Source organism: Paenibacillus xylanilyticus (assembly GCF_009664365.1).
Taxonomy (GTDB): domain Bacteria; phylum Bacillota; class Bacilli; order Paenibacillales; family Paenibacillaceae; genus Paenibacillus; species Paenibacillus xylanilyticus_A.
The window spans coordinates 1,364,074-1,387,225 of sequence record NZ_CP044310.1 but is presented as its reverse complement, the minus strand read 5'-3'; the positions used below and the strand labels follow the sequence as shown (position 1 = coordinate 1,387,225).

Annotated in this window: 20 protein-coding genes; 1 reads left to right on the top strand and 19 read right to left on the bottom strand. The window is 43.6% G+C overall.

Going from position 1 to position 23,152, the window contains the following annotated elements:
* Nucleotides 1-62 precede the first annotated feature (62 nt).
* On the bottom strand, nt 63-1,502 hold the full coding sequence (gene cls, locus F4V51_RS06165; RefSeq protein ID WP_153977300.1) for a cardiolipin synthase: 1,440 nt from the start codon (nt 1,500-1,502) through the stop codon (nt 63-65).
* A 368-nt stretch (nt 1,503-1,870) separates the two neighbouring features.
* Between cls and F4V51_RS06160 the strand changes: the two genes are divergently transcribed.
* Entirely contained in the window at nt 1,871-3,217 is a 1,347-nt protein-coding gene (locus tag F4V51_RS06160) for a hemolysin family protein (RefSeq protein ID WP_153977299.1), read from the top strand.
* 103 nt (nt 3,218-3,320) lie between these two features.
* Here the strand turns inward: F4V51_RS06160 and F4V51_RS06155 are convergent, their stop codons facing one another.
* The 18 genes from F4V51_RS06155 to F4V51_RS06070 form a co-directional block, all read right to left on the bottom strand.
* Nucleotides 3,321-4,910, bottom strand: a complete 1,590-nt coding sequence (locus F4V51_RS06155; RefSeq protein WP_153977298.1) for an alpha/beta hydrolase family protein — start codon at nt 4,908-4,910, stop codon at nt 3,321-3,323.
* A gap of 49 nt (nt 4,911-4,959) precedes the next feature.
* A complete protein-coding gene (locus F4V51_RS06150) occupies nt 4,960-6,060 on the bottom strand; it encodes a DUF1648 domain-containing protein (protein WP_153977297.1) in 1,101 nt (366 codons plus the stop codon).
* Nucleotides 6,061-6,083: 23 nt separating this feature from the next.
* Nucleotides 6,084-6,479 carry a GntR family transcriptional regulator gene (locus tag F4V51_RS06145; protein WP_095289006.1) on the bottom strand — a complete coding sequence of 132 codons (396 nt, stop codon included), beginning with the start codon at nt 6,477-6,479 and terminating at the stop codon, nt 6,084-6,086.
* Nucleotides 6,480-6,696: 217 nt separating this feature from the next.
* Entirely contained in the window at nt 6,697-7,770 is a 1,074-nt protein-coding gene (locus F4V51_RS06140) for an AI-2E family transporter (protein ID WP_153977296.1), read from the bottom strand.
* Nucleotides 7,771-7,946: 176 nt separating this feature from the next.
* On the bottom strand, nt 7,947-8,741 hold the full coding sequence (locus F4V51_RS06135; protein WP_153977295.1) for an ABC transporter permease: 795 nt from the start codon (nt 8,739-8,741) through the stop codon (nt 7,947-7,949).
* Entirely contained in the window at nt 8,734-9,642 is a 909-nt protein-coding gene (locus F4V51_RS06130; protein ID WP_153977294.1) for an ABC transporter ATP-binding protein, read from the bottom strand. Before F4V51_RS06130 ends, F4V51_RS06135 begins: the two co-directional genes overlap by 8 nt.
* Before the next feature lie 553 nt (nt 9,643-10,195).
* Nucleotides 10,196-10,714 carry a hypothetical protein gene (locus F4V51_RS06125; protein WP_153977293.1) on the bottom strand — a complete coding sequence of 173 codons (519 nt, stop codon included), beginning with the start codon at nt 10,712-10,714 and terminating at the stop codon, nt 10,196-10,198.
* A 103-nt stretch (nt 10,715-10,817) separates the two neighbouring features.
* Nucleotides 10,818-11,369, bottom strand: coding sequence for a VanZ family protein (locus F4V51_RS06120; protein WP_268893542.1), 552 nt, complete (start codon nt 11,367-11,369; stop codon nt 10,818-10,820).
* 42 nt (nt 11,370-11,411) lie between these two features.
* Complete coding sequence (locus F4V51_RS06115; protein ID WP_153977291.1) at nt 11,412-12,329, bottom strand: LCP family glycopolymer transferase; 918 nt, start codon at nt 12,327-12,329, stop codon at nt 11,412-11,414.
* Nucleotides 12,330-12,364: 35 nt separating this feature from the next.
* Nucleotides 12,365-13,696: a UDP-glucose dehydrogenase family protein gene (locus tag F4V51_RS06110; RefSeq protein WP_153977290.1), complete on the bottom strand. Its 1,332-nt coding sequence runs from the start codon at nt 13,694-13,696 to the stop codon at nt 12,365-12,367.
* On the bottom strand, nt 13,693-15,087 hold the full coding sequence (locus F4V51_RS06105) for a sugar phosphate nucleotidyltransferase (RefSeq protein WP_153977289.1): 1,395 nt from the start codon (nt 15,085-15,087) through the stop codon (nt 13,693-13,695). The genes F4V51_RS06110 and F4V51_RS06105 overlap by 4 nt, the downstream gene beginning before the upstream one ends.
* Before the next feature lie 60 nt (nt 15,088-15,147).
* The gene (locus tag F4V51_RS06100; protein ID WP_153977288.1) at nt 15,148-16,149 is read right to left on the bottom strand and encodes a polysaccharide pyruvyl transferase family protein; all 1,002 of its coding nucleotides are present in this window, start codon (nt 16,147-16,149) and stop codon (nt 15,148-15,150) included.
* Nucleotides 16,115-17,500, bottom strand: coding sequence for an oligosaccharide flippase family protein (locus tag F4V51_RS06095; protein ID WP_153977287.1), 1,386 nt, complete (start codon nt 17,498-17,500; stop codon nt 16,115-16,117). The genes F4V51_RS06100 and F4V51_RS06095 overlap by 35 nt, the downstream gene beginning before the upstream one ends.
* Nucleotides 17,500-18,396: a glycosyltransferase gene (locus F4V51_RS06090; RefSeq protein WP_153977286.1), complete on the bottom strand. Its 897-nt coding sequence runs from the start codon at nt 18,394-18,396 to the stop codon at nt 17,500-17,502. The genes F4V51_RS06095 and F4V51_RS06090 overlap by 1 nt, the downstream gene beginning before the upstream one ends.
* Before the next feature lie 31 nt (nt 18,397-18,427).
* Nucleotides 18,428-19,573 (bottom strand): glycosyltransferase family 4 protein, encoded by a 1,146-nt coding sequence (locus tag F4V51_RS06085; RefSeq protein WP_153977285.1) that lies wholly within the window; start codon nt 19,571-19,573, stop codon nt 18,428-18,430.
* 39 nt (nt 19,574-19,612) lie between these two features.
* Nucleotides 19,613-20,695 carry a glycosyltransferase family 4 protein gene (locus F4V51_RS06080; protein ID WP_162009903.1) on the bottom strand — a complete coding sequence of 361 codons (1,083 nt, stop codon included), beginning with the start codon at nt 20,693-20,695 and terminating at the stop codon, nt 19,613-19,615.
* A complete protein-coding gene (locus tag F4V51_RS06075; protein ID WP_236146702.1) occupies nt 20,688-21,842 on the bottom strand; it encodes a glycosyltransferase in 1,155 nt (384 codons plus the stop codon). The genes F4V51_RS06080 and F4V51_RS06075 overlap by 8 nt, the downstream gene beginning before the upstream one ends.
* A gap of 5 nt (nt 21,843-21,847) precedes the next feature.
* A complete protein-coding gene (locus F4V51_RS06070) occupies nt 21,848-23,152 on the bottom strand; it encodes a hypothetical protein (protein WP_153977283.1) in 1,305 nt (434 codons plus the stop codon).

The window sequence follows — 23,152 nt, the reverse complement described above, 5'->3', positions numbered from 1 at the left end:
TAGCAAAAAGAAGATAAATTCAAAAAAAGTGAATTTATCTTCAGAAATCGAACCTAAAACGGCTAAAGCAGCGGAGAAAGCATGCGAGAAAGTATTTCTGCCCCTTTTTGTCCTCGTGATCGACCCTGAAAGACTTCCAGATCAATTTTGCTGCATTCCTGCAAATCCCGTTCAAAATCTTCAATAAGCCGATTCATGGAAGAAGACTCAAACAAGACAGCGGTCAACTCAAAGTTGCAGAAAAAACTCCGCATATCCATGTTGGCAGTACCTACGGTTGCAAGAAGCTCATCCACAATCATGACTTTGGCATGTACAAATCCTTTTCGATATTGATAAAACTCCACGCCCGCACGAAGCAGTTCCTCAACGTAAGAAAGGGAGGCCAGATGAACAAGCCGGGAATCCGACTGGTAAGGAATGATAATCTTAACATCCACTCCGCTTACAGCTGCCGTCTTAAGTGCTTCATACAGGGCAGGGTCCGGAATAAAATAGGGACTTGTAATATAGATGCGGTTACAGGCTACCGAGATGGCACCAAAACACATCTCCTGAATGGCATCCCACTCCTGGTCGGGACCGCTGGCGAGAATTTGAATGCGTTCTTCACCGCTGCATATGTGGGGTGGGAACAATTCGGTCAATTGAGGTTCGGAAATCTGCTCTCCAGATGCCAGCTTCCAGTCATTAAGAAATGTATTCTGCAGGAAATAAACGGCATCTCCCTCAATCTGCACATGAGTATCCCGCCAAAATCCAATATTCGGATACTGCCCAAGATAATCATCGCCTACGTTAATCCCGCCTACGAATCCCACCTTGCCATCCACAACGACAATCTTGCGGTGGTTGCGATAGTTCACCCTGCGATCAATCGTAGCGATCAATGGTGGAAGAAAGAAGTGAAACTCCACTCCCGCTTCCTTCAGCTTGCGGATAAAGCTCCAGCTCATTTTATGACTGCCCAGGCCATCACAAATAAATCGAACCTTAACCCCTTCCTGTGCCTTACGAATCATGACTTCCTGGAATTGGGTACTGATCACATCATCACGGAAGATATAAAATTCCACGTGCAGATGATGTTTCGCCTTCTCCATTTCATGCAGCATTGCAGAAAATGCCTCTTCTCCATTTGTGAGCACCTTGCTATGGTTACAACCGGTTATCGGGCTTTCCGACAGATGGGTTAATAAATTAAACAACCGTTGCTGATGCTCGAAGCCGTGGTCCGGCATCTGCGAAGCATCCTCCACGATATGGGCTTGTTCCCAAATGGTCTCTCTGATCTCCCGGAAGATTCGTGATCCTGCCTTGCGGACCTTTTTACGCTTGTTATAGTCCTGCGCGACAAAGTAGTACACTACGAACCCAACAAGTGGAACGCAAAATAAAATAAACAGCCAGGCCACTGCCTTGGACGGATTACGGAATTCCAGCACCAATATTGTGGCTGCCTGAAAAATAAAAACAACTAAGATGATGACCAGCCAAATCATTCGGCTTCCCCCTCGATGACGTTCTACTGCCTTTCTCTCTCTCTTCATCAGTTTTGACGATAAAGGATATAGCTAATCATAGATACCCAATGTTAGGCACATTCGTAACGTTCGCATAGATAAAACATTACATACATAAACTAAACCTACGTTTTTCGGACGGGTCTTCCTTTGAAAGGGTTGTCTATACTGACTGTGTTTGCATCTACATATTCTTTGTCATGTCCAAAAAACCGCATTACAGCGCGATTTTCAGGCATTTCACCTTCCATAGTCTTCCTCCCTGGCACCGCAGGAGGTGGTCTTCTGACGTTAAATTCGATATAATATTCGTTAAAAACTTATTACCTAAAGGAGAAGAGTAGTGAATGGACAGTGAGAGGTATGCGTTAAATTTAGTATTGGTTGCGATTTTGATAGGATTTTCAGCATTTTTCGTTGCGGTTGAATTCGCCTTGGTACGAATTCGTCCAAGCCGGATTGACCAAATGATTGCAGAAGGAAACAAGCGTGCTCTGGCTGTCAAACAGGCTGTTGCCAACCTGGATGGATATCTGTCCGCATGTCAGCTCGGGATTACCATTACATCCCTCGGACTTGGATGGCTTGGTGAACCGACGGTAGAGAAAATTCTCCACCCTTTGTTTGAAAGTTTAAGTATGCCTGAGGCGCTCTCATCATTCTTATCGTTTGTTATTGCCTTTGTTGCCATTACATACTTGCATGTTGTGGTTGGTGAACTTGCTCCCAAAACGATTGCAATCCGCAAAGCTGAAACGGTTGCGCTCCTGACGTCTACACCTATCATCTGGTTTAACCGAATTATGTATCCTTTTATCTGGCTGTTGAACGGCTCGGCGAATCAACTGGTCAAATTGTTTGGAATCAAGCCTGCGTCCGAGCATGAAGAGGCGCACTCAGAAGAAGAACTGCAAATTATTATTAATGAAAGCTTCGAAAGCGGCAAAATTAATCAGGCCGAGTTCGGATATGTTAGCCGGATCTTTGCTTTTGATGAAATGCTCGCCAAAGAAATTATGGTACCCCGGACCGATATGGTCTGCCTTTATGTCAATAAAACGAATGAAGAAAACCTGGAAATTATCAGGGAGGAGCAATATACCCGATTCCCGGTTGTCAATGAGAGCAAGGACGATATCATTGGTATCATCAATACCAAACAGTTCTTCCTGGAGCTCTACGGGAACGACGAACCGGTTGATCTGTCTTCGCTGATTCAGCCCGTATCTGCTGTTCACGAAACGACTCCGGTGAAGGATCTGCTCAAGAAAATGCAGAAGGACGGCGTGCACATCGCGGTGCTGGTCGACGAATATGGCGGTACATCAGGGATTGTAACCATTGAGGATGTACTTGAACAGATTGTCGGCGAAATTCGTGACGAGTTCGATGCGGACGAAGTGGAAGATATCCAGATCATCAATGAGAACTATGTCATTATGGATGGCAAGGTATCCCTGTCGAAGGTTAACGACATGTTTATGTCGAATCTCGATGCCGATGAATGGGACACTATTGGTGGATGGCTCTACAGCCATCGCCCGGAAATGAACGAGCAGGATGAGTATGAATTTGAGAACCTGACGTTTGTACTTCTGGAAAAAGACAAAAACCGTTTCTACAAGGTGGCTGTTGTACCTAAAGAACCACTTGTCATGTCTGAGTATACGGATGAAGACGAGAAAGAGGCCTAATTAGGCTAAATGAAGCAACTCCATATTTAATAAGAAGAGCACTTACCAGCATTGGTAAGTGCTCTTCTTATTATTCCCGCTCAATGTGTCACTCTCCATATTGTCACTCCACTTTTAATACCCAACTCGCAATATCATCGATAATGGCTTTGGAGACATTGGATGGCTCAGCGTACTCTTGACCAATTGAAAGTCCACCATAGCTGGATAAGAGATGATTCACCTTTGGATAGCTATTGTACGTTACATTGGAATGACCTTGAAGAGCGGATTTCCAATTCTGGAATTGATCCATAGACACTTGCACATCATTTTCACCTTGTAGAATAAGCATGGGGATATGTTGTGTTTTAGCCAGTTCCGCAGGTACATAATCTCTCTGCTCAAACCACCAATAAGCAGGTTGAAGTGGAAACGCCTCAGGAAGATGATCTACGGAATAGTTAGGATCTTTAACGATTGCAGCAACATTTTTGTAAAAATCAACTTGTTTTTGAATGATCTCCGTGTCTAAACCAAGCTGCTTCATCCGACCGAACAATTCGTCCTGCTGCTCGGTAAGCACATCCACAAAGCTGCTACTTGGTGCAGCAAGCAGGATACTTCCCACAATATCATCTTGTTTATCCTCAGCAATGATTAACGGTACTGCAAACCCGCCTTGACTATGTCCAGCTACAAAAATCGCTGTAGAATCAATATGTGCATTCTTTTTAAGTAAGGCTACGGCATCGGTTACCTGATCCACACTTTCTTGTTTTAATGTGAATTTAGGCTGTGAAGCCACTTTATAGGTATGCTCATAGGTGACCTTATCGTATCTTAATACAGCAACGCCTTGTGAAGCTAAACCTACCGCAAGATCGCGAAATGGCTTTGCCCCACCAATGGCAGCGTCTCGATTGCTAGGCCCAGAACCGTGTACCAGAATGACAACCGGGAAAGGTCCCTCTCCCTTGGGCAAGGTCAATGTCCCTGGTAAAGCTAAATCTCCCTGACCAACCGTAATGTCTTGTTCTGTATAAGCAGATGGATCGTCGTAACTTGGTTTTTGATAAACATCTGGAGCAGCCGCGGCAACATACAAGTCATCCACCAGTCCGTCCTGATTCATTCTGACGGTAATATTTACACTGGTAAGCTCTGTTTTAAAAGTATATGTGACATTGCGATGCACGGAGTTGTTCTCTACGTGTTTCGCTACGGCTTTATTTGTGATTTTCCCATTTTGACCTTCTAATGCTGACCATAGCTGACTCAATAACGTGGGTGACAACACTCCACTCACCGAGGTATGAACATACTTGGCTGCCTCCTTGCCATCCCCTTCACTTATAAGTGAAATGAATATATCCTCAGGTGCCACCTTCAGTGCCTCGGTAAGAAATCCCCCATCCATATAGGTAACCCCTTTCGTTAACTGAACAGGGTGGTCTAAGGGAATGACTTGCCCATTCACGATCGCCTGTTTCTCCCCTACCTTAACTACAATGGTAAGCTCATTTCTTGTTATTGTAATTTGTCCTGTGTTTTGCTGCCAAGATACCTCTGCCCCATTCTTTATTGCAATCTCACGAACAGGAACTAGATTTTCATGATCAACAGGTTTCTCGGCAGCTGCTGAGATGGATGTTACCGGCAGGATAAGGCATACGAAAGTAAGAGAACATAATAGCTTTTTCCAATTGTTCATCGCAATAACTCCTCCTAATCATTTTAGGATATGCATAGATCTATGAGCATTATTGGCTCAGAGCTCTGCTTATAACAACAATAGCAATGATAAGTAATAACAGGCCCCAAGATAGTGGACGAGCGAAGTTAATCGTCCAGCCTATTCCATAACGTTTCTCTACAGTAAAAGAAGGATCATTGGGATTGAAGTAAATAAAACCAAGCTTCCAATACTCATCATCATTCACAGGCTGCTCCTTAGAGCGTTCGCTATCCTCTAGATGATTACGAATTTTCCCGCCGCCTTGTCTGCCTGTGAGAGACAGCAATATAGCGCCTAATAAGATTCCCACTGAGGTGATCAGACTAATCGCGGTTAACAAGACCTGATTAGGAACGAACATATTGATCTGAATGAAGGCAAATAAGATGGTTAGAAGCAACCCTGTAATGATCGTAAATAGGGACCACTTACGGCGGAATCGGATATGTTCAGCAGCAAATTGGGCAGGATTGGATGGAGTAAGCTGTTGTTTGCTTGTTTTAATACTCCAGTTAACCAGCATCAGGAGGGCAATTACTCCTAGCTGTACCAGATTAATAGCGAGTACTGAAAGGTAGGTTTTAGGCACACTGGAAGTGACATTGCCCTGAAGATCGTATTTCATTGGAATAACGTTAGGTAGTGCATCATAATTCAGGATCGAAATGATCGCAACGGCTACAATAATAGCCAGATGAATTAGAAACCAATAGTTGGAATACGTGAGCTTATTTTGGCGGAAGGTGGTATCAATTTTAACCCGTTGAGGTGCTTCTGCAGGTGGAAGTGTACCCTTTAACCTTTTCATCTTGAAATGAAAAATTAAATGTAGTGCTACCCAGTACACAACGAACATCATGGTGCAAACACCGGTGATTATTGCCGTAGACTCTTCATTGGCAGATCGGAGTAAAAATAGGCAGACAACTATAACCAACCCGTTCCCGATCAGACTTACTGCAGCAAACGTTTTACGTAACTTACGTAGAATGGGTGTGTAATAATTATATTCACTTACCGTAACCCCAAAGCTAATGGTTTCCCTTGTTAGATAAGGTGTAAAGGATAGAAGTACGGCTAATGGAGCAAAGATTAAGATGACAGATAAGATACTAAATAGTTGCATACATAACACACTCCCTTATTCGTTTATTCCTTGTTGTGCCCCATCTTCACATCATCATAGATTTGATCTAATACCGCAGACAATTCCTCTTTGGTCATGCCTCGACATATCGCTTCGGCAATAATCGGTCTTAATTCTCTTTGCTGCTTTTTCAAAAAATCATCCGTTAGACCAGGCATCCCATCAGGGTTTACGACAACTCCCTTTTGTCTGTGAATTAGTATGTATCCATCTTGCTTGAGTAGCGTATACGCCTTGTTGACCGTATGAAGGTTAACACCAATATCTGCTGCCAAATTCCGAACTGAAGGTAGCGCTTCACCTAGCTGCAGTTCACCACTAGCAATGCCTTCGATAATTTGATAAACCAGTTGAGAATAAATGGGAAGTTCGGACTGCATGTCGAGTTGAATAATCAAGAGTTCACCTTCTTTTGTTGTCTGTTATATACCAAGTATAACAGATATAACATTGTGGAGCAATGCGCATGGAAATAAAGCCGCATATCCATAGCAAGGGAAGTCTTACCTGACCCTTCACCATTGATACGCGGCTTATCTTCAAGAGCTTAGTCTGATGTGATTCAAGAGCAAATAATTGTGGAGGCACATGACCGTGCTGTCTTTTACATACCATTCATAGTTCAGTCTTATCTTCGACAATCCGATAATGGATTTTGCGAACGATAATTTTCAGGATCATATATAGCGGAATAACGATAATCATACCCAAAATGTTCCACAGGTCGGCACCCACTAGCAGCAGAATAACTGTTGTCAGCGGATGAATATCCAGCTGCTTGCCATATACATAGGGAGATATCAGGTTATCTTGAATCTGCTGGGCAACGACAATAATGATCAGCGACCAGATCGCCATCGACGGAGATTCAATAAAGGCCACAATCACGACAGGTATCGCTGCCAATATTGCACCCACATAAGGAATAAAGTTCAATATGATGGATGCAGCCGTCAGCAATAGCGCATATGGCAAACCAAGGATAAGAAAACCAATGTACATCAGGATCCCGAGTGCAACATTGACAATAACTCGCCCAACAATAAAATTGCTCAGCGCTTCATCGATTTCATGAACGGTCTCTTCTCCATCCTTCCGATAACGTCTCGGCAAAAGCAAGGTGAGATTGGTGCCAAACTTGCTGCCTTCCTTAAGCATGTAATACAGCATAATTGGAAAGGTGGCCAAAATGATGACCAGATTGGATACAACCGAGAACAGACCTGACAGATAATCACTTACCTGTGTAATTCCCTGTGTCAGGAATTCGGAAAATCTTGACACAAGATCCGAGTCCTCCGGCAAGTATTTGGACAGGAATCCGTTTCTCTCCAGTTCATTGAGCTGTTCACTAAGTGAGGCTATCAAAGCTGGCGTATTTTCAATAAAGTTCCACAGCTGCTCACGAAGTGACGGCCATATGAGCACGCTAAACCCGGCAATCAGCAGGGCAATCACAACATAAATAATTAGAACGGATAAGGCCCTTTTCAACCGATGTCGTTCCATGAAATCAACGAGCGGCCGAAGCAAATAATAGAAAAAGCCCGCGATTAACAGCGGAATAATAATGATATGTATTAGTGAAGTTAACGGGCGGAAAATAAAGTTCACCTTATCTCCCAAATACACAATGAGCAGCAGCAATATAATGGCTGTGCAAATTCGGTAGAACTTGTTATTTATCAAGAAAATGATCCCTCCATACACTGCTCTGCCAGCACCGGGCTATAATCTGGTGTACCTTCTTCAGTCACCTGATTATATGTACCCTTAAATGCAAGTATTGCCACATTGCATGTCAGTTAACGTGAAGGACCTTTCTCTTGCCGATGAAAAATGAGCAAAAAAAAAGAAGCAGGCGGTTAGCCTGCCACATCTCTTTTGCTGAATACAACCCATGAAACAACCATGAAAATCACATAGTACACAGCGAGTACGGCAACCGAGAAGCCAAGGGTCATGCCCGTGTTACCCCCTCCGAACAATCCGAGGTCCATACCCGAATTCATATACCGGCTGAGATCCATGTTATTAAATAGTACATATTTGGCCCAGTCATAGCGAGCCGGATTGAAGATCAAGGCAAAGATACTCTGGGTAAACATGATAAACAGTGACAGGCCAATCGCCAGTGCTCCCGAACGAAACACGGAGGAGACCATAAAGGCTATGGCCAGCGTAATAAACAGATCAACGTACAGGTATGCCCATAACGTAAAGGCATATGATGCCGAGGTTACGCCGCCAGCTGCACTTCCATCATGGGAGAACAGAACATAGGACATTCCCGTTGCGAGCAAGAGAATAAGCACTGTACTGAGCAGACTGAATCCCAGAACCGTAATGTATTTGGAAGCCAAAATTTTGCTGCGTGACCACGGACGAATAAGCAGCAGTTTAATTGTGCCCCATGTGAATTCACCAGCTACCGCTTCAGCCGCAATGACCACACAGAAGATGGTATTCAGGAAAAATACGATCTGAACCGTTGTTATTGCCGCTTCCCAGAAGTAAACGTCACTGCCTCCCATGCCTTCTCTCAACAGCACCGGAAGCAGCAGCGAAATTAGAGCCAAAAATGAAAGCATAATCCAGGTACGGGGACGCCGGAAGATTTTCATATTTTCATTCAACAACAGATTTCCAAAGTTAGGCAATACCTCCGCCCCCAGTCACTTGTAAAAATTGATCTTCGAGTGTATGTGTCACGTTGCGGATACCGTATACCTGTATTCCTTCGCTTACCAGTCTGGCATTGAAATCCGGAATCTGTTCACGCGACAGGCGCACCACAAGCATGCTGCCTTGAACAGTCGCATCCTGAATGAGTTCTGAAGCACGCTGTGCATCATTCACCTCAAAGGCCACTTCCGTCAGTGCATCTGCTCCAGCTTCAGCTTTGAGGTTTCTCACGTCAATCAGCTTACCATTTTGGATAATGGCGACCGTATCACACATAAGTTCCATCTCTGACAACAGGTGACTGGACACAAAAACCGTAATGCCTTCTTCACGGGTGAGCTGACGAAGATAATCCCGTAGTTCCCGAATCCCTTGCGGATCAAGACCGTTGGTTGGCTCATCCAATACTAGCAGCTTCGGCTTATGTAATATGGCTTGGGCGACACCAAGACGCTGACGCATGCCCAAAGAATAAGTTTTCACCTTGTCATGAATACGGGCGGTAAGCCCTACACGCTCAATGGTTTCCGCAATGCGTTCCTTGGTAATTCCTGGCGACATGCGGGCAAAATGGACGAGGTTCTGATATCCGGTGAGAAATTTGTACATTTCCGGATTCTCTACAATGGCACCTACATGGGCCACCGCCTGCTCAAATTCATTTTTGATACTATGTCCCGAGATGATAATATCTCCCTTACTAATGGACATAAGTCCGACCATCATCCGGATCGTTGTTGTTTTACCAGCACCATTAGGCCCTAAAAAACCAAAAACCTGCCCCGGAGAAATATCCAGAGTCAGGTCGCTGACCAACGATCGGGAAGATATGATTTTGCTGACGCCCTGAAGTCGGACGACCGGCTCCTGCTGCATGCAATTCCCTCCCTCATCGACAGGCTAATAAATCATGCCCGCCTCTCATATGAACATAGTGTATCATAATCTTTGGTATAATGTCCCGTAAACTGGGTGTTCTCCTTACGCTTCATATGGATCTGACACGCTCCACAGCATCCAAGCGGCATCTCACTCCGGTAAAATCCGGTGCGAAATACGTGATTGCCTCCATAGCCCTCTTCCTTTAATTCGACAGAGCCTCTATCAACCGACACAATCATCCCACAACTGACACAGTAAAAGCGGCTCGTTTCGATCACAGAAATTCCTTCCCCTCAACAAGGAGCACTGTAGTCCCTGTTATTTGTCGTTAGAAGCTGAATTTTGATACATTTTGTATCTATCTCGTAATTTACTTGACCCCAGGACTATTGTCAAGCCCCTTCTGGCTTTAGAATAGAGTAAAACACAAAAAAAGCTCTATAAATGCGACAAAAGTCTCGCATTTATAGAGCTTAAAATAGGAGCAATGATACAATATGATGCAAAGTATAGGTATATATTAAACTGCCACCACACATCACGAGGATCACTCGCTGCTCTCACTTGAATGCTGTTCCTCGCCCTTGTCAGGGTAATACCAGAGCAGTGTCCACTCCTGTCCATCCTGCACGACGTAACAGGTCTGTACAATATCCAATTGCCCAAAGGTACTTCTGTACTTCATGGTTATTCCGACCTTGTACGCCTCGGGAAATGGCTTTACGCCATCCATCACCGTAACATCAAATTCCCGCTCGGGCTTTTCCATCTCAAACTCAAAGGTTTCCACGCCGAAATGCTGCATGAAGATATGAGCTCTGGACTGTAAATAGGCACTTTTGGAGAAACGCTCTTTCATTAATGGGTGAAACAGTTCCCATGAGCTGCCGAAATCACCTGCCTGCTCATACTTGTAAAACTCTTCAACCACCGAAGCAGCGTCGTCCGGCGCATCTGCCCGAAAGAGATAGGGGATCGTTCTGCCTATTAACCATAGCAGCAACAGCACAAGTGCGATGAATCCGATCTTTTTGAACAAGGCATTACGATTGCGTCTTCGCAGCATGTCCGTCCCTCCTGTCCTACTCCATTCTTATGATGAATAGCCGGAAAGTAGAAGCTGGAGGAAAAAGAGCATTTCCTGGGAAATCCCTTTGTTCAAGATCATCTCAAGAACTCGAATGTCCGCGAGACCTTAATTTACGAATCACAGTCTTCGTCATTACATATGTTGCAATTCCGAAGCAGCCTCCGATCAGATCCACGCCGATGTCACGGATCGAACTTGTTCGATTAGGGCTGAACTGTTGTATATATTCATCGATTGAGGCTATTATAGCCACCACAACCAGCGAAGCAGCGATACAGGTCACCATTCGCATTTTCCTGTATCGCAGTCCACCGTAGACAAGTACTGCGAGCACAGCGTAGACAAACAAGTGTGCACTCTTTCGAAAGATAAACTCGGCAAAATCATACGGTCTCTGCCTCAATGAATAGTCATTCTCTCCGTAAGTGAACTGTATATCAGGCAAAGCGAATCCGATTTTGACTTTGTCGGACAATTGATGCAGCCAAGGCTGAATGGTTTGCTGCTGGTATGATTGTTTGGACATGGACCAAATCACCAAGATCCAAACTGCAGCCAGCAGCAAGGACAAGATAAAACCGAATAATCTCCGTTTGCGTCCGTGTCTCCTTTTTCTGGAGCCCTCCTCCATCAGTATTGTTATCACCACTTTCGTTACCCAATCCAAAACCTTTTATTTCTGCAAATTCTCCCGAATTATTCCATGAATGCGATCCCGTTCCTGTTGTTCCACAATGTAATAGTAAATACCATTGATTTTTTCGCCCTTGCCCTTGATTTCCACTGTATCAATATGTTCAAGATCACTGCGGTAATCCAGAATGAGTTCCTTCATTTCATCAAACGTCAGATCCGTCCTAACGTGTGTCCCGAGCTCATCCAGCATATTCTGAAGATTAAGTACACTGGAGAACTGCATTGTATTTTTCATCATTTGTTTCAATACTTCACGCTGTCTTCCATTACGGCCTAAGTCTCCTTGGGGATCATCATACCGCATCCTTGAAAAACCAAGTGCAGCCACACCATCCAGATGAATATTTCCCTGTTCGTACCGTCGGCCGTCATAATCGAATGCAAACGGATTATTTACGTCCACACCACCGACCAAATCAATGATTTTCGCAAAACCTTCCATGTCCACCTTCATGTAATAGTGAATAGGGGCATCCAGAAACTGTTCCACGGTTTTCACCGACATGTCTACGCCCCCGAAGGCATACGCATGATTGATTTTGTCTTCTGTGTTGTGACCTACAATCTCGGTTCGTGTATCCCTCGGAATATTAAACATAAGCACTTGTTTTTTGCCAGGATTCACACTTAATACGATCATCGTATCCGAGCGCCCTGGATCGTTCGGGCGTTCATCCACCCCGAGAATAAGAGCATTGAAGGGCTCTTTACTATTAATATCAACAGGCAGCCCGCCTCTACTGTCCGATATGGACACGGGCTGAGCCGGATCACGCGGCTCATAGATCTGATCAGCCGTAGATTTGACGGACTGGTATAGATACGTCGCATACCCAAACACTGCAATGACGAAAATGGAAACGACCCAGATCGAAATTTTCATCCACTTTTTCATGGTATTTCCTCACTCACGTTATGATGATCTTCCGTTTAGATGATTGCTGCCGCTTTGCCTTCAGCGTGGTTAAGTCCAGGACGGCCTACAGAATAATACTGAAATCCGGAGGCTTTAATTTGTTCCTTGTTATACACGTTACGTCCGTCAATCATGATTGCTTCATTCATCATGCTTGCAAGCTCTTTCAGATTCATCTGGGAGAATTCTTTCCACTCGGTTAGCACGCAAAGGGCATCGGCTCCTTTGGCAGCATGAAGGGGGTTTTCTTCCCAAACAATCGAGGCGGCATCAACTTCTCTTCGGAAGTTGGTTGTGGCAATTGGATCATACGCCTTAACCACAGCCCCGGCTTCTGTCAAATATTTAATAATATCAATAGCTGGTGCGTCCCTGACATCATCTGTATCAGGCTTAAAAGCAAGACCCCAGATAGCTATGGTTCTACCGTTAAGGGTTCCAAAAATCTCCTCAAGCTTGCGAATCACATTGAAACGTTGATCCTGATTCACCTGAACTACAGATTTCAATAATTTGAAATCATAATCCACTTGGCCAGCAATCTGAATCAGTGCCTGTGTATCTTTCGGGAAACATGAACCACCGTAACCAATGCCAGCTTTCAGGAATGAAGAACCAATCCGTTTATCATATCCCATGCCTTCTGCTACACGTGTAACATCTGCGCCAACCTTCTCACATATATTCGAGATTTCGTTAATAAAAGATATTTTCGTTGCGAGGAATGCATTGGATGCGTACTTAATCATCTCTGCCGACCGAATGTCCGTAATGATCAAGTTTTCGGTTAATGGGCGATGAAGTTTCTTGAGCGCTCGAATTGCTCGTTCACTGTCCGTACCAATCACGATACGATCCGGGTTCAGTGTATCCTTCACAGCCGAACCTTCCCGTAAGAATTCAGGTACCGAAGCTACATCAAATGGTTGAGTGGAGATACTCTGGATGAGCTCTCTTACGCGATCATTAGTGCCCACAGGCACTGTGCTCTTGGTCACCACAATTTTATAGCTCTCCAGATGGGTACCAATCTCGATTGCCACCTGCTCAACAAATCCCAGATTGGCCTCGCCGTTTGGCAAAGAGGGGGTTCCGACTGCGATAAAAATAATATCGGATTCACGAATAGCCTCTGCGATATCGGACGTGAAGGATAACTTGCCTGCCCGTTTGTTGGCAACCATGAGTTCCTGGAGTCCTGGCTCGTAAATGGGTACTTCCCCTGCATTCAGCATTTCAACCTTGTCCTGATTGTTATCTACACAGATGACCCGATTGCCGAGTTCAGAAAAGCAGACTCCCGATACAAGACCTACATACCCTGTTCCAATAACCGCAATATTCATCTTGTTTTCCCCCAGTTCACACAATTTTGGATGATGTCCGCCCATTCCATTTCAATTCTTACAATATCCTCTTCGATCAGCTCGCTGCCCATCTGGACTTCGATAATTTCCAGTTCTGTAATAGCTTTCACACTATGTTTTCCGCCAGACGGAATTGAAATGGTATCGCCCTGATGAATCCGTTGTAAATCACCATCCAGAATGAACTCACCCTGTCCGGAAACGACCGTCCAAACTTCGTTTCGTTTCAGATGATATTGATAGGACAGATTTTTATCGGCTTCAATAATAATGCGTTTCGTTAATACCTCTTCGCCCTTGGAATTCCGTGTATAATCGAGCACTTTATAGCAGCCCCAGCGCCGTTCTTCATACATAGGACGTTCCGCACTATCTTTGAGGACTTCTTTGATCTGTGGACTTGCCTCTTTCTCGCTGACCAGAATACCATCCGGGCTTGTAGCCACAATTACATTAGAAACGCCCAGTACGCATACCGGGATGTTCAATTCGTTGACCAGATGTGTATTTAATGAGCTGTCTGTAACAACTCCCTTGCCTACAATGTTAGTGCTCATTTCATCTGTCAGCGTATTCCACGTCCCCAGGTCTTTCCAGTATCCATCGTAAGGTGTAACGACAATCCGAGATGCTTTTTCCACGACTTGATAGTCGAAACTGATTTTCTCCAGTCTGCCATATTGCTTAAGCATCTCTTCATACTGGATGGGCAACTCAAGCTCGATCAGCAGATTAATCAGATAATTAAGCTTGAACGCAAAAACCCCGCAGTTCCAAAGGGCAGATTGCTCAATCATCTCTGCCGCTTCAGCCTCGCGAGGTTTTTCTTGAAAACGGGATACCTTGGCGTACTCCATAGGTTCATCCTTAGTTCCTATTCGTTGTTCTGGCACAATATAACCGTACTTTTCAGAAGGGTACGTAGGCTGGACGCCAATCAAAGCCAATTCAGCACCGGAATTTTCTAACACCTGGTCTAGCTCGGTAACCTTGTAAAAGAAAGATTCCTCCACATATGGGTCTACAGGAAGTATAGCTACCGTTTCATTCAGCCCTACCCCTTGCACCGAATAGAGATATGCAGCCGTCAGAGCAATAGCCGGGAAGGTATCCCTGCGTTCTGGTTCAACAACCAGATCCACTTCTTCTCCCAATTGGCTGCGTAAAATTTCCACTTGAGGCTTACTCGTAGCAATCGTCGCCTGTTCACTCAACCCCGTTTGCTGCAGCTGTCTCCATACACGCTGTACCATTGATTCCGATTGCCCTTGCGGTCCTTCAAGCACCTTGAGGAACTGCTTCGAACGTGTATCATTGGATAAGGGCCACAACCTTTTGCCTGATCCTCCGGATAGAAGTACGATTCGCAATATGATCACTCCACTCTATATTTTTCAAAAAACGGATGCTGCTTGAAAGTGATGTGCAGGCTACACAGACACGGTTGACTCCATGTAATTATGATCGATCTTTGCACTTTTCTTAGCAGAAGATAAATCCAGTGTGGCCGTGTTGACCTGGTGGGTCCATATTCGATAATATCCGGAGTTTTTGCCGTATGAATTATCGATTAGAAGATTGGGCTTCGCCATCAAACAAGACAAGATATGTCCATGCAACCTAGAAGAATGAATCATCTCATATTCACTGAAACAACGAATTGCTTTGTTGACCAAATAATCACTGTAATTCATCCAGATCTTCTGAAGCAGCCGTCTGCCTCTTCCTTTACGAAGTCCAAGCCCTAGCCAATACACCAGTTTGCGCTCGTAGCGATTATACAGAGTAGGCCAATCCAGAAAATCCCCTTGCTGATCTGCAGCCATATGAGAAGGTTCTGCCGCTTTTTCGATATCTGTTCTATAAAAATTCAATCGTTCTTTGCGCGGTGAGCTAGTTCTCTCGATCGGCCACAATTGATGAGCCATATCTGGTATCAATGAAACGTGGCACCCTTTAAAGTTCTCCGTTGCGATCTGATAAGAGGGTTCATCTCGTACAAACAGATGAAGATCGGAATGTTGGCTGAATACTTCGGCCGTTTTACGCAGAGCGGTTTCTTCCTTGAAGAAGATCGTTTGAGGAAGGATAATGATCCGATGCTCGGGATATTTTCGTATTATGTTTTCCCTGAGACGTTGATGTGCTTCGTATAAATCACCGAAATTCCCACCACCATGAAGCACAATAATATGGTCTTTGGGGATTACTGTTTGTTCATTGAAATCGTGAACACTGTAACGTTCAGCAACTTGTATTCGATAGTCATTGAAAAAGGCTTCCGTCCCTTTCATAATCAACAGATCGCCGCAATTGCTATGCACAGGATAATCAATATAATAGATTTTGGACTCAGGAGGCATGATCTCCAATATCTGCTCAAGCTTCTTCTTCAACTCATCCATGCGATGAGTCCTTTGCAAGTTTGGCATCTTTTCCGGCTCCTTTGAGTATATTTTTCTCTCTTAAGCGATCCTTTAGAAATGAAATATCTGCTCGGTCATAGAGCATTTTGCGAATTGGCATTTTAAAAATGACAGATATAGATATGAGCGACATCAGAATGCGTACAAATGACCCCAGTAATAGGGCAAGGCCAATCCCAAACAGTCCGAACAACGGAGTTAACACAAAAAACAAGGTAATCGTCACACCAAGAGCTATAACCTGACGTAAAACAATTACGCCTGGTCGACCCAGTGCATTAAAAGCCGAAGCCAGAATCCATGATCCCCCGCCTACAATGCACTCAAGAGAAAGCAGATAAAAGGTATTGCTCGCCTGAAGAAACTCAGGTCCAAATAGTAGGCCAATAAAAAAACGACCAATCAACATACTAGGTATGATGATGATCGTCATAAGAACCATACTGATTCGAAAAGCTCTTCCTACGAGTGTCAGTACTTTCTCCTGTTCCATTCCTGCAACTTTGGGAAAGATCACATTTGTGATTGCCATCTGTACTACATTGAACATGCGGGACAGCGCATAAACAACAGAATATAAACCAAAATCCATCGGTGTTAAAAGGGCCAAAATAATAATTTTGTCGAACTGGTTATACAACGTGCCTAACAACTCTACTCCATACACTCGAATGCCGTAACTAAACAGGTGAATGCAGGTTTTGAATTGAGCAACTAATTGATTGATCGAACCGAAAATCTGTTGTCGCATCATGAACATGTAACCGAGCAGAACCAGAATATTGGCTGCAAAACTGATCATGATGGCTTTCTCCACAGTTAATAACCCTGAAGCCCATAGCGCAACAAGTCCAAACAAATTAAAAAGAGGGGCAAGTAGTCGGGAGAGATTATAAATATGGAACTTTTCCGTGCCTTGAGCTGATGCCGCCAGCACTCCCATAAGTAACAGAACAGGTACCATGGAGACCGTATACCAGCGTGCAATGGTAACTACGGATTCAGAGTATCCGGAGAGCCATAAGGGAATACCAAACCAACTGATTATGCCAGCAATTAAACTAATGGGAAGCTGAACAGCAAAACTCATGCTGATGTATGTCGGCAATTGATCACTGTGTTTTTTCACATTGTAGATGAGTGAAGTCGGTAACCCGAGAGCTGCAAGTCCTGATATAAATGCAGGCCAGAACAGCACGGCGGCAAGCTCGCCTTTGCCCGTAGCCCCAAACATGCGGGCTGTCACAATGGACGTGAGTGTTGTAACACCCATAATAAGAATATTGGCAAAACTGGTCATGAGAATGTTTTGAATCATGCTGTAATCACGTCTGTTCTTGGCAACGGCCATATTCATTAGGCGTTCAATCCTCTGCCATTACGGAAGGAACCGACAATTGTTCCGTTCCGGTATGATATTTTTGCCATTTCGCTCATCACCTTTTGAACATTATTGAATGATATAACAATTAATAAGGCTGCCTGTATTATTCTAGCTGCATGCTTAAAAATTCCCCACCCGCTTTTTTGATAACGGGTTGCATCGCTAATTCCTTGCCAGTAAACTCTTCTTAACAACCAACGTTTTGTAAGCCTACTTTTAGCAATTTTATGCTCAACAACTGCGTATGGATTGTAAAATACTTTATACTCTAATCGAACCCGGCCAATAAGCTCACTTTCTTCGCTAGACATCAGATTGCTTCCTACACGCCCTAAATCTTCTCTGAAGGGCTGCATCTGCTCAAAAATGCTCATTCTGAAGGCAACATTTGCACCAAATGGAATAGCTGGCGCCTCCATTTCTACTATATCACCAGAGAAATCCATAAGAGTATATAAGCTGATGATATCGTTCGGTATCCATTCGGGCTTGCCACCTTCCCAGATCGGTACGATTTTCCCACCCACACAGCCAATTTCTGAGTTCATGTCAAATATGCGAATAATCTCTCTGATCCAAGAAGGACAGGCCAATGCGTCGTCATCTAAAAATAAAATAAACTCCCCTTTAGCTTCCTTGATAGATCTATTTCGTGCATAGGACAGACCCAATTGAGGTTCGAAAATATACCGAACATTCTCAGGAAAATGATGTGAGTAAAAAAGTTCCTTGGTGTTGTCTGACGAGTTATTATCTACTACCAAAATTTCATAATCTTTTGATTCGGCATCCCCATTCAAAATACTTTCCACGGCCTGCATGGTGTCAACAGCCCTATTGTGTGTACAGATGGATATTGAAGCCCTCATAGTTCCCCTCCAAAAATACAATTTAATGAGGTTACGCCAACTTGTTCAGCAATTGACTACGATGTGACCATAGGCAATGATTGACAACCCAATCATGCCCATTATTCCCCATTTCTTTAGCCAACTTCTCGTTCAGAACTAACTCTTCAATACGGTTGGCAATTTCGATATCATCCATAGGATCAACCAAGTACCCTGTAACTTGATCCTTCACTGCATCAGGTATTCCGCCACTGTTACCTGCAATGACAGGCAATCTGTAATAATTGGCTTCAAGGAACACGATGCCAAAGCCCTCAACGTCACCCTTTTCCTTAATATCACGGCTTGGCATAATGAATATATCCGAGCATTCATATAACTGATGAAGCTCCTGATCGGTTATGCCACCTGTGAAGACAACTATCGAATCCAGACCATACTTGATGACAAGACGCTCTAATTCACCTCGATAAGGACCATCACCACATATCAGATATTTAAGATTCGGGATATGCTTCATGACTTGGCGGATTGCTTTGAGTGTGACATCATGCCCTTTGCGCTCCACCAGACGAGAGACGGTGATCATCACTTTTTTTCCATGCAGATCATACTTGTCTCGAACATCTTCGACGGATTGGTCTGCCCCACTTAACTTACTCACATTCAGGCCTGGAGGAATGATCACGATCTGATGTTCATGTATTCCCAGTTCTATCAACTTGGATTTGGTATACTGACTATTCGCTATCACCTTGTCAGACCGCTTAAGAATCATCATTAGGAGTGGAAATAGCCTGCTGTTTACCATCCCCATAACATCCAGTCCGTGAACGTAAGGGAAATATTTCATTCCAAAGAATGCTTTCATGAAAGGCCCGGCAACGCCTACCGGAAACACATTAACAAAGTGAATCTCACTCGTCTTTCTACGCCATTTCAGAATAATAAGCTGTAGAATCAAAATAACTTGCGATAGGATCAGCAGAACCTTGTTGGAGTTCCAGTATATTCGCTTCCGAATAATCTCAAAGTCTGCTTTCCGGTCAAACTGATTCGATTCCACCTTATCTTTGATTTTATTGGTTAGAACCGTAACCTCTTCTGAAGGAATCTGAGAGATAAGCCCGTAGGCATAATCATGAATCCCTCCTTTTTCTGGCGGAAAATCAATTGCGACAAAAACTTTAGTCATGCGATTTATCTCCCTTGAAAGACCATATGGGTTCAATATTCACACTGTGCTCATAATGATATTCACCGTGTCTTTTGCACATTTGTTCCAGGAAAATAGACCTGAATGATTTTTGCCTTTATACGACAATTGCAGGCTTAAATCTGGATCTGATGTAATTTCAATTAACCGGGAAGCCGCTTCTTTTGGGCTGTTAGGATCAAAATACAGAACTGCATCCCCGCATACTTCAGGAATGGAAGCACGAGAAGATACAATGACTGGGCAGCCTGTTGCCATTGCTTCCAGCGGCGGCAAACCGAAACCTTCATATAAAGAAGGGAAAATAAAACCGGCAGCATCTTCATAAAGTGCCTTTAGTTCTTCATCCGTAACATAGCCCACCCAATTCACTGCATCAGATTCAGCCCATGCTTGTTCACCAAAAACCTTGCTGTTTTTGGAGCCGACAATAACTACGTTCAGCTGATGAGCCTCGATCTCGGGCAAAACATCAAAAATCAAATTAAAATTTTTATAGGGGTTCATCGTGCTAACTGCCAGGATATACGGCGATTTAATCCCATATTTTTCTTTTGTACCTTCAGCGGCCTTTTTCCGATGAATATGGTCGATACCCAGATGAGTGACAGCCAGCTTATGCTCCGCTATTTTACAGTGCTGCATGAGCTCTCCCTTGGAAAAGTGGGATACTGTAATGATTTTTTTTGAGGTTTTGCCCAGACGAACCATCAGGAATTTGTACCAGGAGCGGAATGCAAATGAAAATGCGTTAGGATAATTGAAAACGGCAGCATCATGAATGGTTACGATCTGATTCTTGTTAAAAGCCGGCCCCGTGTTACATAGATTAATTAAGAGGCCATTCTTCGCGTGAAAAGGTAGCTCCAGCTGTTCCCACAGGTGCCCCTTTAGTTTACCGACCACTTTGTGACGAACGTGTTTGAAATCCGGCTGGGTAACTATGTTGGAGGGTGACAATAAACAGAACTCGTACTGGGAAGAATCGATTTCTCCCTGCTCAATCATTGCATCAATTTCTTTTACAAGTTCCAATGCATATCGTTGTACTCCAGTAATCGTTTGAGTAAGAAACCGGGCATTAATATATATTTTAGTCATGTACATCTCCAGCTCTCTTAGAAAGTTCAAAATGACCCGATACAGAGGATCCTATCGCCATATGCCCTACATGGGTATGGTGATAGAGATTCACAATCTCCTCATTCATTCGTTCCGCGTGAAACTTATTCTTATACAAGACATATCCCGCTTCACCCATCTTCTTCAACTCATCCTTGTTAAGGTTTTTGAGAATGTTCAGCAGTTCATGAGAATGTTCAATGTCAAATAAATATCCGCTATCTCCGTGCTCAACCAGTTCTGGCAGAGCTCCGCGCCGGCTTGCAATAACGGGTTTTCGATTCTTCATGGCCTCTACAGCGACTAGTCCAAACCCTTCCCAGCGAGATGGCATGATTACTGCATCACACTGTTGATAATAACGATCAATATCTGCATTATTTACCCAACCCAAACGGATAACATTGTCCGGAAAGCTCCATTCATTCTGTTCCAGCACACTATCCCCAATAACATATAAACGGAGATAACGCTGTAATTCAGGATTATCATTTAATATTCGTAAGAGCAGATCCAACCCTTTTTGCCGATCATATCTGCCTACAAACAATAACTGAATAATTTCAGAATCACGATCTATTTCGCTTATTGAATTCATACCATTATCTTCACGCTCGCGTACACCGTTATACACCAACTTGGACTTGGAGGCAGGTAAACCCAATTTTATGGAACTTTCCAGCTCGTGCTTAGAGATATTAATTATTACATCCGTTCGATAGGCCATAATTTTCTCGATGAATGCATATCCCTTCTTGTACAACGGCTTCGTATCCATAAGAAAAGCCCATCCATGAGAACAATAAAAGATACTGACTTTTTTGGGCTGAATAAAAAATAAGCTCCTTGCAAGTAAACCGGCAAATGAGCTGTGTATGTGAATAATATCCGGTTGTAATTTGCGAATGGTCTGATGAATCTGCCACATCGCCGAAAGAAAATGCTTGGGGTGACGCTTGTATTTGTATTGCAAAATATGATCTGGATCCAAATCAAAACTTGTGGCGCTATTATAAGCACTCATTAGCAGATAAACGTCGAAATGTTTCCGCTGGTATGCTACAACCTCATTAAGATAGGTTGCCATCCCCCCAACAACGTACTCTCCAATATGCAAAACCTTCACTGCGCTCACCCCACTTTCTGTGGCTTATCATATACATCATGAGAACCTACAAGAGCCATACCAATGACAATCCAGAAAAATATATTGGCTGGAAACATTTCAAGTACATTTGTAGTTAAACTAGAAGCTGCAATTCCGGCGAGTAGTGCGGTAGCCATTTGTGGTAAACGGATTTTATCCGAAGATGGTAGCATATCCATTTTACGCACAAGGACCACGACAAGCAGAACAAACAAGACAACAAAATAAAGTAAGCCTATCCATCCGGTCTGTTCATAAAAGGAAAAAATCTGATTATCCACAGCAAAGTTATTGGAGTTCAATCCGATCATGTGCGTTCGCCGACTAGCAGCACCAACCGAGCCAATACCATTACCTACCACCCCATGCATGGACAACGGAGATGTTAGTCTGCTTCCCCAGGTGTTGAATCGATCAAGCATGGAAGAGACAGACAGCAGGTTATAAGAATCCAACAAGCGGGTACCAGCAAATACACCAATGGGCAACAACATAAACGTGATACCAAGTATTAATGTGTTCTTTTTGTTGTACTTTCGAATTTTCAGAAAAAACAGTACAACTTGATATACGATCCACAGCACCAAAGCCGAACGAATAGTCGACAGTAACAAGAAGCTTATCGTCAAGAGTTGGATACTTATTCGAAACATGTTGTATTTAACAGCTGCTTTCATGCGCTCTGCAATTAGACCCGTAATTAGTAAGGTATAGGCATAACCATCAGGTGAATAGGTGATGGAAGACAGCCGAGGTACACCTTCCAGATAGTTCTTGATATTTACACCATAAACAAACCCCATCGTTATTAATTTCTCTATGCCTAATGAATACTGTATTAACCATCCTGCAATCAACAAAATGAAAACAATAAAGTTCGTTCTGGCAAATGCATAGAATCCGCCGTATTTAGCGAATAACATACCTGCGAACATCATCATTAAAGGTAAGAATGTTATCTTCAGACCATAGATGAGTGTAACCACACTCGAGCCCATGAACAGATTCAAAGAGCCCAGCGCTATGACTGAACCCATCACAAACAAGAACGGATTTAGAAAGGAGGTTTGTTCTCGATACATTTTGCTCAGTGCAAAAAGAGAAACCAAGATCATACCTACATCTTTCAACGTTCTAACCACGATATTATCCACGTAAATGGATACCAAACCATAAAAGGATAAATACACGATCAAAATATGCATGGAAACCAAAAATAGCGAGGATGGGGCATCCGATCTCACCTGAACGAGTGGATGAGATCTGGCATTCAGGGATATCATTTGCAT